Genomic DNA, 15,417 nt, shown 5'->3' with positions numbered 1-15,417 from the left:
GTTTTGCATTACACTGTTGGGTGGCGGATTATACTTATCAAATGAAACTTCTCAAGCCTTGGTTTGTAAATGAATGTAATCTCACTATCTTTTTTGAATTTAATTATGATGTGATTTTTTGTGGTGATTAAGACGCGCTAGAAAATTATTTTGGGGAATATTAAATTAATCAGTGTGTTATTAATCTTAGACAAATTAACGTTAGTGACAAATCACCCCAGCTATGATGAACAAACGACATCTTAGCTGGGCTTCTTATATCGTTATTTTAAGTCATTTATTCTAAGAGATTTAACATTGGTATAGCGACCATCAGGTGTGGTTGGTAATGCTAGTTTACCTTCATTAACTTGCTTACGAGCAATTTCGCGCTCAGCACTATGGCCAGTAAGCCCAATCACAGACCAGTCATTTTCTGCTTTACCAATAATCTTGCCCTTTTTAACCTCAGAGATATAGCGGATAGTTAGGTTTCTAATTGTGCCAGCTTCTTCGCCATATTCTGCTTTAGAGTCAGATAAAATAGTAAATTTACGTCCTTCTAATGCACCTCCCTTTTTCGTTAAGTGGCCCATACGATAAGCGTTCATACCAATGTGGATGACAGTTTTATCTGTAACAGGTTTACCATTCATTGCTAATTCAACAATTCGCTTTCCTGCAGGCTGGCGAAGATCAATTTTATAAGTAACACCGCCAAACATATCATGCGTGCTGTATTTCGATGAACGACGTTTTTCATCAAAGCTGTAAGTTAAATCACCATCATGTGTCTGGTTAAAATATCCTGCAGACCATTCCATATATTTCTTAAGATCTTGGCCTGTCATTGCATAAACAGTATATTCACCGCCTGCATATTCATAGTTATAGGCAATATCTTTTGCTGTGATCGCACCGAGATCCATTTTAGGATTCATATTGTCTAGGTGAATAGCAATTACATTCGCTTGTGGTGCAAAATGAAAACCAACATCCTGAAATAAGCTGGTTAATCCGGTATCGTGTAATTGTGTTTCTGGTATACCGTTTATTCTATTTTTGGGTGTTAATGTTTCGCCACTTAATGTACCAATAACACGATTTGCATTCTCACGTAATTTCTGATGATAAGGACTGAAAATAGTTTCAAGTTGTTTATCTGATACTTGATTGTTCATATTATAAGTAAAACTATTCTTGTTAATTAGGCTAACTTTGCCATCATCTTGTCGCGTAAATGACAGATCAATACGTGATAAAGCTCGACCATATTTATAGGGTTCGGTAATGATAACGCCATTAATAACGACTTTATCTATTTTTACATGCATGTGACCAGCTACGATCGCGTCGAGTTCCGGATTCGCTCTCGCAATATCACCAACACTGGTATCTGCGATATTATTTTCGTTGTCTATACCCATATGCGCCACCAACACAAGGGCATCGACTTTGTCTTTAATTTTAGCAATCACTTTTTTGACTTCAAGACTTGGGTTGGTGAAATGAATCCCATTAATTCTATCGCTGCCTTTTGCAAAGTGTTCAACCATTGGCGTATCCATACCAATAATGCCGACTTTGATACCATCACGTTCTACTATTTTATAGGCAGGAAGAAAACGACGCTTATCATCATGAAAAATATTACCCGCAAGCGGTGTATCATTGAAAGTGTTAAATGCATTGTTAAGCGCATCTAAACCAAAATCAAATTCATGATTCCCTAATACCCAAGCATCATAACGCAATGCATTAAAGCCTAACATCATAGGATTAACTGGCTCATGCTTAAACGTTTCTATCCCGTTACCTTGGATCGCATCACCGGCATCGACTAAAATAACGTTTTTTTCGGTGTTGCGGATCTCTTTCACTTTGGACGCAATTTGACTAAGACTTCCTTTTGGATTCGGTTTATCTGTTGAGTAATCCCAAGGGATAAAGCGTCCATGCAGATCGGAAGTACCAAGAATAGTCACATTTACATTTTCAGATGCAAATGAAGGTGCGATGAACAAAGGTGCAAAGATTAATGCGGCCAGTTTTACTTTCATGGTATAGCGTCTCTAAAATAATTAAAATATCGTGAATCATACACAAGCAGTGTAAATACTCTAAATATAGTTAGTTAAATAGGGCAAACAGTTTATTCATCCTCAGTTTTAGTCTGAAAATCGAACTCCCAAGGGGATGATATACACAAAAAAGAGAAGCTCTTGTTGAGCCGCTATTCTAGATTCAACCTTAATGAGTTTGGATCTCGGCTTCCAAATATATCTGAATACTGTATTGGATTATTCGTAAAGCACAGGGATGTTGGTACGACGACATTATAAATTTTAATTACAGAACAGCCCAACAATGATGAACAAATTACATCTTTGCTGGGTTATTCATTATTATTGCGTATGTACGAGGTTAACCAACTGCAGGGATCACGTTAGCCATTTGTAAAAACTGCGATGCAATGATCAAACAGCCCATTAAGCTTGCAAGCGCGAGCGTTGCGTTGCCACCGATAACTCTATAGCCACTTGCATCTGCTTTACGTTGTTTAGAAACCATAGCGACCGGTAAGAAGATTGCAAGTATAACCAATGCAATAGCTGCGTAACCGAGTGCTGTAATGAAACCTTGTGGATAAAACAGTGCGAAAGCCAGTGGTGGAACAAATGTCACCAGTGCTGTTTTTACACGGTGTGATTTACCGTTTACGTTAGTTGTATCGTCGCTGTTATTGCTATTAATACTCGTATTCGCGCGCTTCATCATACCTGATAACAAATCAAACAAACCTAAACTGACACCTAAGAATGAAGTTGCTAAAGCAAGATCTGCAAACACAGAGACAGACTGACTGACTTGCGGCTGTTGTAACACAGTGCTGAGTGATGCAATAAAGTTAGTTAGCGAGTTATTAGCCATTAGATCTGTTTGGCTTAACACACCCTGCGTTGCGACTTGCCATAGCAGGTAGATAACAAGTGGCGCAGATGCACCGCAGACCATCACTTTCTTCAGTGTTTTAATATCAATACCCACATAACGTACGATCGACGGAATACTGCCGTGGAAACCAAACGAAGTGAAAATCACGGGTAAAGCCGATAACAATAACCCTTGTTGTACAGGCATTTCTAATAGATTAATTGACTGCACGTGTGGGAATAACAGACTGAGCGTGAGTGCTAAGACGATAATTTTTACGCTAAACAATACACGATTCACGATATCAACCGAGTGCGTACCAATCGACACAACTGTCGCGACAATGATTGTTAGTAGCACAGCACCAAATTGTGGGGTTAACTCTAAACTCAATAAATCGTTTATTTTGTTGGTTAACTGCGAACCGCCACCGGCAATATACGCGGCACAAAGGGCATAGAATAAGAAGAAAGAAGCAAATGTTGCGAGATATTGACCGGGTTTACCCAGTAAATTCTTTGCAAGCGAATTAAGTGTCGCATCTTGTTCGGCATGCTGATGTATTTCTAACATCAGCAAGGCTGTATACGTCATTAATGCCCAGTTGGCGATAATCAAAAAGGCTGCTGTATAGAAACCTAAACCAGCTGATGCAAGGGGTAAAGCTAACATACCGCCACCAAGCGCGGTGCCAGCAACAATAAGGGTACTTCCTACTATCTTACTCACAGTTATAAAACCTTATTAACAGTCATAAAACATTCCATTACGGATTGCAATTGAGGGTTTGTAAATATTTGTTTACAATAAATACCTTAAATATCCATAAATCATTAAGGTGTAGCGAGTTTACTTATTTTGTATGGGGTAATGCAATAGAATTAGTGTAAAAGTTGTAAATAGTTCCGTAAAGTAATATTTACACTCTCATATTCTGGTTTTATATAGTGCTAATTTCTGCTGTTGATTGGTTGATATCCTTGTGCGGACTACGAACTTTATCAATTACGTAGTACCATAGGTGAGTCTTTTATTTGCTCAGATAATGATCCTTTATGTTTAATTTTTTTGAAAAATGGTCCTCGGCTTTTCCCAAGCATCAACCAGAACAACCGCCGCAAGATATTGTGGCGTTTTGCCGTTATTATACCCGTGGTTTTGAATCACCTTTATTAGCGATGGCAGTATTAAGTGCGATGATTGCTATTTTAGAAGTGTCGTTATTTGGTTTTATGGGGCAACTGGTGGATTGGTTATCAAATCATGAGCCACAGAGTTTCTTAACTGATGAAAGCACTAACCTCATTGGCCTAAGCGTATTGATATTGGTGGTGATGCCATTGTTGGTATTATTACATTCATTAATCATGCACCAGACATTACTGGGTAATTACCCTATGTCTATTCGTTGGTTAGCACACCGTTATTTATTACGTCAAAGTGTGTCTTTTTTCCAAAGTGATTTTGCCGGTCGTATTGCCACAAAAGTGATGCAAACAGCCTTGTCTGTACGTGAAACCGTGATGAAACTACTGGATGTATTGGTCTATATCTCGGTGTATTTCATTGCAATGCTCGTCATGATTGGCCAGGCTGACATACGACTTATGCTGCCTATGCTGGCGTGGTTTATTGGTTTTGTCGCTATTCAATTATATTTTGTGCCGAAGCTTAAACAGATCTCGACAGAGCAAGCTAATGCACGCTCAATGATGACTGGGCGATTAGTCGACAGTTATACTAATATCACCACGGTTAAATTGTTCTCACATAACTCTCGTGAGATGGTGTATGCCGAAGAAGGCATGGACGGATTTCTTGTGACGGTGCATAAACAGATGCGTTTGGTTACGGGGTTCACCTTTTGCGTCGAGTTATTAAATTATTTATTACTCTTTGGCGTTGCCGCTATTTCTATCATGCTGTGGTTAGACGCCAGTTTAAGTGTGGGTGTCATTGCTGTCGCAATCAGTTTAGCGTTACGCCTTAATAGTATGTCTAAATGGATCATGTGGGAAATTGGTGGTCTGTTTGAAAATATGGGCACGGTGATCGATGGCATGAATACCTTAGCCAAGCCGATCGATATTGAAGATAAACCAAATGCTCAACCGCTAACTGTTTCAGCGGGTGAAATCGAGTTTGATAACATTAGTTTCCATTACGGTGAGTCAGCTGGCGTGATTGATAACTTAAACCTCAAAATTAAGCCGGGTGAAAAGGTTGGTCTAGTAGGGCGTTCTGGTGCGGGTAAGTCGACCTTGGTTAACTTGTTAATGCGTTTTCATGATGTGGAATCGGGTGCGATTAAAATTGATGGGCAAAATATCAGTGATATCCAGCAAGACAGTTTGCGTGGCCAGATTGGTATGGTGACACAGGATACCTCGTTACTACATCGTACTATTCGCGATAACATTATGTATGGCGATCCGGATGCGAGTGAAGCGCAATTGCTCCAAGCAACAAAACAAGCATGTGCGCATGAATTTATTAGTACCTTGACGGATACATTTGGTAACCAAGGCTATGATGCACAAGTTGGCGAGCGTGGGGTCAAACTGTCGGGTGGTCAACGTCAGCGTATTGCTATTTCTCGTGTGTTATTAAAAGATGCGCCGATTTTAGTGTTAGACGAAGCAACGTCAGCGCTAGATTCTGAAGTTGAATCCGCAATTCAAGATAGCTTAAATGAACTGATGGATGGTAAAACTGTGATTGCAATTGCGCACCGTTTATCAACAATTGCAGCGATGGATCGCTTGATCATTTTAGATGAAGGCCGTGTTGTTGAGCAAGGCTCACACAAAGAGCTCTTAGCGAAACAAGGTATTTATGCACAGCTCTGGGCGCATCAAACTGGTGGCTTCATCGGTGAAAATGCTTAATCGTTCTTAATTACAGATTTGTGCAGCTCATATATTATTCAATATGTTGAGCTGCATATATTCATTTACTACATAAAAAACCTTCTATAAACCCTGTTGTTATATAGGAATACTACTTTAGTGTTATTTTATTTGCTGTTTTGGCCATTTCGTTTATAGCGTATTGATTCATATCAATAGTTATTTATACTGCAAGCGTAAAATATGAATAATAATAGTTATCATTAGAATTAGGTGAAAATATGAAGTTAGCGCTATTAAACGATGGTGTTGTCGCTAAAATTACCGATATGTCAGGCTTACCTGCTGACACGCGAAAGAAGTTAATGGTAATGGGTGTGCTACCTAATACCCAAGTGACATTAATTCGTCGTGCGCCAATGGGGGACCCGTTACAAATATCGGTGCGTGGAGTCTCGGTTGCGATCCGGAAAAAGTTAGCACAACAGATTGAAGTAGAGGTCGCTTAATGTTGTATCAAATCTTAACTATTGGTAATCCAAATAGCGGTAAAACAACGCTATTTAATGCGCTAACGGGTGCGAATCAACGTGTTGGTAACTGGGCTGGTGTGACTGTTGATAAGAAAACTGGACGCTATGGCCATGCGGGTGATGAGTTCTTATTAACCGATTTACCGGGTATTTATGCCTTGGATAGCAGTAATGAAGTGAATAGTGTCGATGAAATGATCGCGTCGAAAGCAGCGTTGGATCATGCGGCAGACCTCATTATTAATGTTGTCGATGCTTCGTGCTTAGAGCGCAGTTTATACATGACACTACAATTGCGCGAGTTAGGTCGTCCAATGGTCGTGGTATTAAACAAGATGGACGTATTAGCGCGTCAACGCCAAGTGTTAGACGTTAAAAAATTAGAAAAAGCCCTTGGTTGTCCAGTTCTCGCGCTCTCTGCAAATGCCAAAAATGAAGTGAGTAGTTTCAAACAAGACTTACATTCAATCGTACAAAAAGGTGTGGTCACAGTCCCGCTTGCGATGGATTACGGAACAGAAATAGAAGCGGCGATTAGTGAACTAGAGATTTATTTTTTCGAGCACGATGCCGCCCCACGTTCACTCGCTATTCGTGCGCTCGAAAATGATGCGTTAATTGTCGATCTTATTAGTCTTGATGCCTTGATGATGATTGCTGACGTTAAGAATAAAGTCGCAGAGTCAATTGAAACAGATTTCCATATTGCCAACGTTCGATATACGTTTTTACACCAACTTTGTAATAAGGTGCGTCGTCAGGAAGGTAAATTGAGCCGTTCATTCAGTGATAAAGTCGACCAAGTTGTGTTGAATAAATACATTGGTATTCCATTCTTTTTTGCTGTGATGTACTTAATGTTTATGTTCTCTATCAACATAGGTGGTGCATTCATTGATTTCTTTGACATTAGCTTTGGCAGCGTACTTGTTGATGGCGGACACTATTTATTAGATGGATTATTGCCTGTTTGGCTTGTTACTATTATCGCGAATGGAATTGGCGGTGGTATTCAAACAGTTGCCACTTTTATTCCCGTGATAGGTTGTTTGTATTTATTCTTATCGTTACTTGAAAGCTCGGGTTATATGGCGCGTGCTGCATTTGTACTTGATAAAGTAATGCAACGAATTGGCCTCCCTGGTAAAGCATTTGTTCCGTTAGTATTGGGTTTTGGCTGTAACGTACCTGCCATTATGGCAACACGTACACTCGAGCATGAACGTGAGCGTCGTTTAGCGGCGGCCATGGCACCGTTTATGTCATGTGGCGCACGATTACCTGTGTATGCATTATTCTCGGCAGCATTCTTCCCTGAGCATGGCCAAAATATTGTCTTTGCGTTATACATTATTGGCATTTTAGTTGCGGTATTTACTGGGCTCATATTACGCTGGAGTTTGTATCCTGGCCGCAGTGATAGCTTTATCATGGAAATGCCGGATTACGAATTACCGACAATGCAGAATATGCTTATCATCACTTGGCAAAAACTAAAACGTTTTGTGTTTGGTGCGGGTAAAACGATCGTGTTGGTTGTCGCATTTCTTAGTTTCTTTAATTCATTGGGTACAGATGGCAGCTTTGGTAATGAAGAAACTGAAAGTTCAGTATTATCGAAAGTTGCACAAGTCGCAACGCCGTTACTTGCACCTATTGGTATTAAAGCAGATAACTGGCAAGCAACCGTGGGTATTATTACGGGTATTTTTGCCAAAGAAGCGGTTATCGGCACGTTAAATAGCCTGTATTCAAGTGCAGAGAAAGATAATGCTGAGTTTGATTTAGTAGCCAGTTTACAAAAAGCGGTATTATCGATCCCTGCGAATTTGGCGGATTTAAGTTATTCAGATCCATTGGGTGTTGATGTGGGTGATTTAACGGATATGAATGCGGTTGCTGACGATCAAGAAGTGGATGTGACAATATTTGGTAACTTGAAAGAGAGCTTCAGTTCCGACGCTGCTGCTTTTGCATTCTTATTATTTATTCTTTTATACACACCTTGTGCTGCGGCAATGGGCGCTTATGTGCGCGAATTTGGGCGCCCATTTGCAGTATTCATTGCTGGCTGGACTATGTTCTTAGGTTATTTTGTTGCCACTATGTATTACCAAATTGTTGAATTCTCAGCACACCCTGCATCAAGTATGGGCTGGATAGGCTTCTTCAGTGTGTTGATGTGCCTTGTGATTGCACTACTGAAAAAGCAAGGTAATAAACTCCAACTACAAGAGGAGCAGGGCAAATATGATTTTAACACGTCTGAAAGATCATCTTGTTGTTAACGGTAAAACCAGCAGAACTGAGCTAGCCAAAACCTTTGGAATTAGTGAAGACGGTATCGATGCGATGCTGGCACTTTGGATAGCGAAAGGTAAGATATCGAAAACAATTAGTGAACGGCCTCGACTGGGACAATCAAACTGCGATGTTTACTATCGTTGGAATGACGAGTGCGAACTTGCGGTCACAGTTATTAACTAAGCAGTGTTGTTAACTAAAGCGGTGCTCAGCTAGACCAAATCAAAGATCATCAATAAAAAGGCAAATACTTGACTAAATAAGTTGGGTATTTGCCTTTTGTCAATTACAGACCTTTTATTACCACATATACTCAATCTAAATTACTATTTAAAAGGTTAAATCAATGCAAATTACAGACTTGGCGGCGGAACAGAAAATTCTCCCTGTGTTACGTCTTGGCTTTCGTCCTTTCTTCTTAGCAGGCGCTTTGTTTAGTATGGTTGCATTGCTGTTATGGGGCGCAATGTTATCTGGTTATATTACCTTTCAGCCTTACGGTGGCGGTTTGTGGTGGCATATACATGAAATGTTGTTCGGTTTTGGCTGTGCCATCGTTGCAGGTTTCTTGTTAACCGCGATCCAGAATTGGACTGGGGTTCGTGGTATTTCGGGGTTACCCTTACTTGGTCTATTTATGCTTTGGCTGGCAGGGCGAATTGCTTTGTTTTTACCCTCGCTATTAAATGATCACGTTATCATGTTGATTGATTTAAGTTTTCTACCCGTAGTTGCTTATGTTTTAGCCAAACCTTTGTTAAAAATAAAACAGTACCGAAATTTATTTTTTGTGCCTTTATTAGTTTTATTTACTGTGGCAAATATTGAAATGCATTTGGCTAAATTAGGTTTAGCGAACATGACAGTCAACCAAGCTGCTTATGCATCCGTCATGCTAATGGCATTTCTAATGTCGGTAATGGCAGGTCGTGTTGTACCGATGTTTACTGCCAACGGGACTAAAACAACAAAAGTATTACCACTTCCTTGGTTGGAAAAATTAGCAACAGGCAGTTTAGGTGTTATTACTTTACTGTTATTAATTCAGCCTTTATTTGCTGTTCCTAAGCCTGTATTTGGTATCTTATTTATTCTCGCGGCATGTTGCCAAGCCATTCGCTGGTGTCGTTGGAAGCCTTGGATTACCTTGGGTGTGCCGCTGCTGTGGTCTATCCACGGCTCGTTATTTTTTATCTGGGCGGGACTATTTACCGTCGGTATGAGTTACTTTATTAATGTACCGATTGTTAGTCATTTATGGCATTTCATTACAATTGGCGGTATGGGCGGACTAATTTTGGCGATGATATCTCGTGTTTCACTGGGTCATACAGGGCGTATGTTGCAACAGCCCAAAGCGATGTTCGTGGCATTTTTCAGTATTTTTATCGCGGTCATAATACGTGTAATAGGCCCTATTTTTTGGATGCAGTATTATATTATCTTTATCAATTTGAGCATTGTATTTTGGTTAATTGCATTTGGGTTGTTTGCTTATCATTACGCGCCAATGTTGTTTAAAGCGCGACAGGATGGCCGCCCAGGTTAGAACCGTTTGACAGCTAAACAAGGTTTATATAGAGTGGCGGCATGAACCATCAAAAATGAATTTAATTATGGATTTACTCCAGTTTTACAAGTGCTTAGCAGATGATACTAGATTGAAAAGTCTATTGTTAATACTGAAAGAAAATGAATTATGCGTGTGTGAATTAACACATGCATTAGGGCAAAGCCAACCAAAGGTATCACGTCATTTAGCCCTGTTACGTCAGAAAAAACTGGTCATTGACAGACGACAGGGCCAATGGGTACATTATAAAATCAACCCCAATATACCTGACTGGGCACAAGACATATTATCGCTCACGTTAGCGAATAACCCGAGTACTATTCAACAAGAAGTACAGCGTTTAGGTGAAATGACATACCGCCCTAATAGTGAAGTATTGTGTGATTAGCTCAAAATAAATGTTCAATATATTCGTTTAATATTATTTCTTTGAGTATGCCCCTGCCAGGATAACTTGCTGTTTTAAATTTATATTTAGGGAGGTTAACCCCAATAAAACGAGACTATGTGTCACCTTGTTATGTTATTATGGTAATGAACCATAAACAGGGATGATTAATGAATAACATGACTAGTCACGCACTTGATGCGTATTTTGATGAATTACAAAAATTGAGTCAGCTACTGTCTAAACAGGAAGAATACGACACAGCCGTTGCTGCAGCCCGCGGGGATAAATCCGCTCGGGATATGATGATCCAATCAAACTTGAGGTTGGTTCTTATGGTGGCTAAGAAATATAAAAGCTATTCACTTGATTGGGATGAGATAATTCAAGAGGGTAATACCGGCTTAATGCATGCGGTAGATAAGTTCGACCCAGAACGAGGTTGCCGGTTTTCAACTTATGCAGTGTGGTGGATAAGAAACAATATCGAACAGTATATTATGAACTATTCTCGAACCATTCGCATCCCCATTCATGTTACACGCGTTTATAAACAGATACTGAAAGCTTCATCTGAACTTGGCCTTGATCTTGATACCAACGAAGGTATTACTAAAATCTCCCAAGAACTCAAAATATCACCTCGTAAAGTACTGAAGGTATTAGGTCACTATTTTAATGAAGGATCTTTAGATAAAGAGATCCTCAGTGGTGATAATTTATTGGCTAGCCTAAAAGATTTGGTTGCTGCTGAAGTTAATTGTCAGCCTGATATTCGCTATGAAAAATGTGATTATTATGAATATATGGATGCATTATTAGAATACCTGCCGGTACGTAGTCAAAACATTATTCGTTTACGCTTTGGTTTTAAAGGGCAGGACTCAATGAGCTTAGAAGCTATTGCACAGCTAATGGATATTTCCCGTGAACGTGTACGACAAATTATTCGTAATGGCTTGAGTCAAGTTCGAGAGCAATTATGTGCGAATGACTTAGTAAAAGAAGATTTTGATTTTGAAGCAGATTCTATTTGTACGACAGGTATTTAATGGTAATAAAGTCAGCCATAACTAAAATAGCTGACCTTATTTGTTGTTCGTCGTTAATGGCGGTTACTATGCTTTGAATGCCATATTCAGTAATGAAATTAATTTAGCAGGATCATTTTTTGTCTGTGTTATCTCACCTAAAGTGACGGCTTGTTCTGGGTTCACCGAAATAGTGATACTTTTCGGGTCATTAATAAATTTAACAAACGTTGTAGCCGCATTTTTCGCAAGCTTTATCTCTGCATCGCTCAGCTCATTATTTTTGTTTTCAAGATCTGCCGCCAGCATGGTATTTATCTTGTCTGATACACGCTGTTTTAATTCTTCAACACTGATGTCTGACGTTTGGGCTTCTTGTTTAAGCAGGCGTTCAACAAATGACTGGTCTGTGTAAGTAAACTCGGCAGTATTTAGCTGATAGTTCGGGTACGAGAATAATAGGCTAATTGGCTGTTTCGGATCAAATTGGAAGTTAGCTAAGTTAAGCGAGTATTCCATTTTACCCATGTCTTGTGCACTTAGACCAAGCTCTAAATCAATTACGTCATTAACGTAAGTGTATTTAGTCGATAGGCTGATTAACATATCATCTGTATAACCAAGCTCTTTAAGCTGTTCTGCTGTTTGTGGTTCTATATCATCAATGCTAATTGAAATCCCGTCTAAGGCGATGTCTAACGCGGCAGGGAATTCTGATTCTACATCAAACTTATTAATGGTTATTTCATTAATAGTGACAGGGGTTGCGCTGCCATCAACAGGGCTTAGTACTACGTTATGTAATTGAATTTTCTGGGTGATAGGTTCAACACTTAGATCGCCATATTTAACATCAATCATAGGTTGCATTTCGATGATCTTCGCATCAAGTTTTTTTTCTACTTGGTTTGTCATATAAAACTTACCGCCAGCATAACTTGCCGCAAGTCCGGCGATAACTACGCCTGAAACTAATTTAATATTCATGATGTCACTTATTGGTTGGGTTGATTTTATTAGATGTAATTAAAAATACATATTACTGAGTAGATTATGTATTGGTTACCAAATGATTGGAATAGTTCAGTGGAATTTAAATAAAAAAAACGAAGGTTTATCACTAAACCTTCGTTTGTTATGAGCAATTGCTCAGTCTATTGTTTGATTATTGGGTTAATCCAGTAAGTTTGAATTTCCAATTGTTACAGTTGTACCGTCACCCGCTAAGAAACTTGAGATCTGGCCTTGTAGCTCTTCCGTTATAGTTTTTTCCGCTAAAGGATTCTTTGGGTTATATGCAATAGCAGAGCTATGCTCACCAGCATTGAGTAACGCTACTTTTTTGATTCCAGTATTATCGGAACCAATATTAGTTAAACCTAGCTGCGAAATTAATGGTGTCGTACCACCAATCGGTGAGTAAGGGGCTGCATACTTTGCGTCTTTTACAAGGATATTTGGAATCACCATATCGTTTTTAACTTGTGCTAAATAAACCGGTGTTGTTGCTGGGATTTTACGAGCAAGCGCAAATGGGTCAGCTGTTTCAAGTACAGTCTGGGCTGCAACTGCAAAGCTTTGGAATGTAGCGTCAATAGTCGCTTGAGCACCTGGTGTAGCTGCTGCTGCGTCGTAGAAATTCTTAAAGCAAACAGTGCTGTTTAATGCACCGCAGGCTGCACTTGCGTATGCTTTATAATCATCACTTGATGCGTTCATTAATCCATGCTTTACAGTGCCGCCAAATGCTACTGAGTTAAGTAGCAAGTATGGAATGCTACCGCCTGGATTAGCAAATGCTGCTTTGTCTATTTTAAAGTATTGATCACCATCTCCAACTTTACCGTCACCATTCGAATCTGGTAAAGGTCGGTCTATCGTAGCTTGCAAGCTAATACCTGTCATGGCACCGAGAGAATGGCCAAAGAAACTAACTTTCGTTGTATCTAAAAGGTCTAAATTATTACCTAATATTTTATTCGGAGCATTCAGGAAAGCGAACTGCTGCGCAGCACCCACCAGAGTGATACCTGCACGTAAGCCAATAAGATCGGCAACTGATTGACGCATGTTATCACGGCCAACAGTCAAATAACTAAAGTTCATGAACACGTCGGCATGAGCAGCATCCGCTACGAAAAATGTACCATCACCTTTTGGAATCCCTCTTGCACCGTGTAATGGTAGGTCAATAGCCAGTATCGCATAGCCATTATTAAGAGCCTCACTAGAATTTAGGATATTCTCTTTCAGAGATGTAATACCGTGTTGATAAATAACGACTGGTACTTTTGCTCCTGCATTTGCAGTTTTTGGTGTTATTAATAAGAATGGAACTTCTTCAACGTCTTTAACCTGTGGAAGTGGACTGTATTTTGTAATCAATCTGTCTGCATCAAGTGGCTTACCATTAAGTGTGAATGATTTACCAATAAGCTTAAGCTGCTCTTTAGGATCTGCAAGGTTTTTCGGATCAATTCCTACTTTTGCTAATTGTGTTCCAAGCTCTAGTTTTTCTTTATCAGACCCTGAAGTTAATACACCAGAGATAATAGCTAAGCTCGGCATCGCACTTTGCCATGGAGTATTGAAAAATTTTGTTGGGTCTCGCTCTAAAAACGAAGGTAATTTCAGGGTACCAGTATTATAATTTAAAGTTGGAGGCGGAGTCGGGTAGTCAGCGGGCAGATCTGCATCTAAAGCCAGTGTATATAAGGTTGCCAAATCTTCTTTATTTGGATTTGCGGCATCTGGCCATACCGTACTACCGTTACCTCCTGCTGCAAGCGCTAATGCCGTGGCAATTTTAACGCTATATAGCGCTTCACCAGCCGATGAAGTCGTAAACCAGCTTGAATAAATGATGTTTTCATAATTGGCGATGCCAGACTTATCCATTAAGCCTTCTACTTGTAAAACAATTTTCTGTGGTATTTCTAAGGCGCCGCCAGTTTGATCAATCTGTTTGTTTTTTAAAGCCGCGTAGTTATTCGATATACCCAGTTTTTGACCTGAACTATCAACTAAAGCATCGGTAATAGCATAGATATAGTCACTACCGTGTTCTAAGCTACCGTTTAGTGGCAATACCGTTAATGATTTACCATCTGAGATAACTGTATAATCTTTACCTGCAGTTAATTCTACAGGGTCAGACATTACTTTAGCACTTGATACCTCTACTTTTGCGATTTTCACTGCGGCGTGAAGCAGTGTTGAATCTGTTGTTAGCGTTACGCCTGTTGGTAAATCAAGCTCAATAACGAAAGGCTGAGTTGGACTCCAACCGTCAGTATCACCCATAGCAACTTTGGGATTATTACGGCCTGTAGGTTCACCTTTATCAAGTGGTATATCTAAGGTGCCGTCCGATGTGTTCATCAATAAATACGTTGGAATTGATACTGTTTTATTTGTCGAGATTAAATCGAATGCGATACTTGATTGACGGTTAAGTGAATTTGTAATTGTATCATCCATACGGAGGTCTGTTGAATCATCACCGCAGGCTGTTAATCCAAGTGTGCTTGCTATAGCAAGAGCAAGAATTTTCTTATTTTTCATTAATAACTCCGAATTTTAAATATAATGATGATGCACTTAGAGAATGAGCTAAATGGGGATTTGTCTGCGGAACAAATTCTATTATAATATTAGATGTTTGCATTACTATCCTTGTAATCTACTGATTCCAATTAACTATTTTATACTTCTTAAATAAATGACTTAGTTTTAAGGTGGCCATTGTCATCCATTTATTATGAATATTAGGTCTGACCAGTATTATTAATTAGATGGTAGCTTAGTTCATTAATACTTAAGTGTT

At 39.4% G+C, this 15,417-nt stretch carries 11 protein-coding genes; 7 read left to right on the top strand and 4 right to left on the bottom strand.

Annotated elements, in window-relative coordinates; translation table 11 throughout:
- Positions 1–263: 263 nt before the first annotated feature.
- Together HWV02_RS13705 and HWV02_RS13700 are read right to left on the bottom strand one after the other, a co-directional pair.
- Positions 264–2,039 (bottom strand): bifunctional UDP-sugar hydrolase/5'-nucleotidase, encoded by a 1,776-nt coding sequence (locus HWV02_RS13705; RefSeq protein WP_211676350.1) that lies wholly within the window; start codon positions 2,037–2,039, stop codon positions 264–266.
- 364 nt (positions 2,040–2,403) lie between these two features.
- Complete coding sequence (locus HWV02_RS13700) at positions 2,404–3,648, bottom strand: aromatic amino acid transport family protein (protein ID WP_211690587.1); 1,245 nt, start codon at positions 3,646–3,648, stop codon at positions 2,404–2,406.
- A 320-nt stretch (positions 3,649–3,968) separates the two neighbouring features.
- Between HWV02_RS13700 and HWV02_RS13695 the strand changes: the two genes are divergently transcribed.
- From HWV02_RS13695 to HWV02_RS13665, 7 genes are all read left to right on the top strand, one after another.
- The gene (locus HWV02_RS13695; protein ID WP_211688235.1) at positions 3,969–5,801 is read left to right on the top strand and encodes an ABC transporter ATP-binding protein; all 1,833 of its coding nucleotides are present in this window, start codon (positions 3,969–3,971) and stop codon (positions 5,799–5,801) included.
- A gap of 242 nt (positions 5,802–6,043) precedes the next feature.
- Positions 6,044–6,271 (top strand): FeoA family protein, encoded by a 228-nt coding sequence (locus tag HWV02_RS13690; RefSeq protein WP_211671999.1) that lies wholly within the window; start codon positions 6,044–6,046, stop codon positions 6,269–6,271.
- Positions 6,271–8,583, top strand: a complete 2,313-nt coding sequence (feoB, locus tag HWV02_RS13685) for a Fe(2+) transporter permease subunit FeoB (RefSeq protein ID WP_211676348.1) — start codon at positions 6,271–6,273, stop codon at positions 8,581–8,583. The genes HWV02_RS13690 and feoB overlap by 1 nt, the downstream gene beginning before the upstream one ends.
- Positions 8,546–8,782 (top strand): FeoC-like transcriptional regulator, encoded by a 237-nt coding sequence (locus HWV02_RS13680; RefSeq protein WP_211676347.1) that lies wholly within the window; start codon positions 8,546–8,548, stop codon positions 8,780–8,782. Before feoB ends, HWV02_RS13680 begins: the two co-directional genes overlap by 38 nt.
- 163 nt (positions 8,783–8,945) lie before the next feature.
- Positions 8,946–10,148, top strand: a complete 1,203-nt coding sequence (locus tag HWV02_RS13675; protein ID WP_211676346.1) for an NnrS family protein — start codon at positions 8,946–8,948, stop codon at positions 10,146–10,148.
- A 67-nt stretch (positions 10,149–10,215) separates the two neighbouring features.
- The gene (locus tag HWV02_RS13670; RefSeq protein ID WP_211676345.1) at positions 10,216–10,560 is read left to right on the top strand and encodes a metalloregulator ArsR/SmtB family transcription factor; all 345 of its coding nucleotides are present in this window, start codon (positions 10,216–10,218) and stop codon (positions 10,558–10,560) included.
- A 170-nt stretch (positions 10,561–10,730) separates the two neighbouring features.
- Positions 10,731–11,612: an RNA polymerase sigma factor RpoD/SigA gene (locus tag HWV02_RS13665; RefSeq protein ID WP_211676344.1), complete on the top strand. Its 882-nt coding sequence runs from the start codon at positions 10,731–10,733 to the stop codon at positions 11,610–11,612.
- A gap of 66 nt (positions 11,613–11,678) precedes the next feature.
- Here the strand turns inward: HWV02_RS13665 and HWV02_RS13660 are convergent, their stop codons facing one another.
- Both HWV02_RS13660 and HWV02_RS13655 read right to left on the bottom strand, forming a co-directional pair.
- Positions 11,679–12,578 carry a hypothetical protein gene (locus HWV02_RS13660; protein WP_211688233.1) on the bottom strand — a complete coding sequence of 300 codons (900 nt, stop codon included), beginning with the start codon at positions 12,576–12,578 and terminating at the stop codon, positions 11,679–11,681.
- 186 nt (positions 12,579–12,764) lie between these two features.
- A complete protein-coding gene (locus HWV02_RS13655) occupies positions 12,765–15,155 on the bottom strand; it encodes a VolA/Pla-1 family phospholipase (protein ID WP_211688231.1) in 2,391 nt (796 codons plus the stop codon).
- Between the last annotated feature and the right edge of the window lie 262 nt (positions 15,156–15,417).

Source organism: Moritella sp. 28 (assembly GCF_018219435.1).
GTDB lineage: Bacteria > Pseudomonadota > Gammaproteobacteria > Enterobacterales > Moritellaceae > Moritella.
Note: the sequence above shows the minus strand (reverse complement) of the source record. Positions and strands in the feature narration are given on the sequence as shown.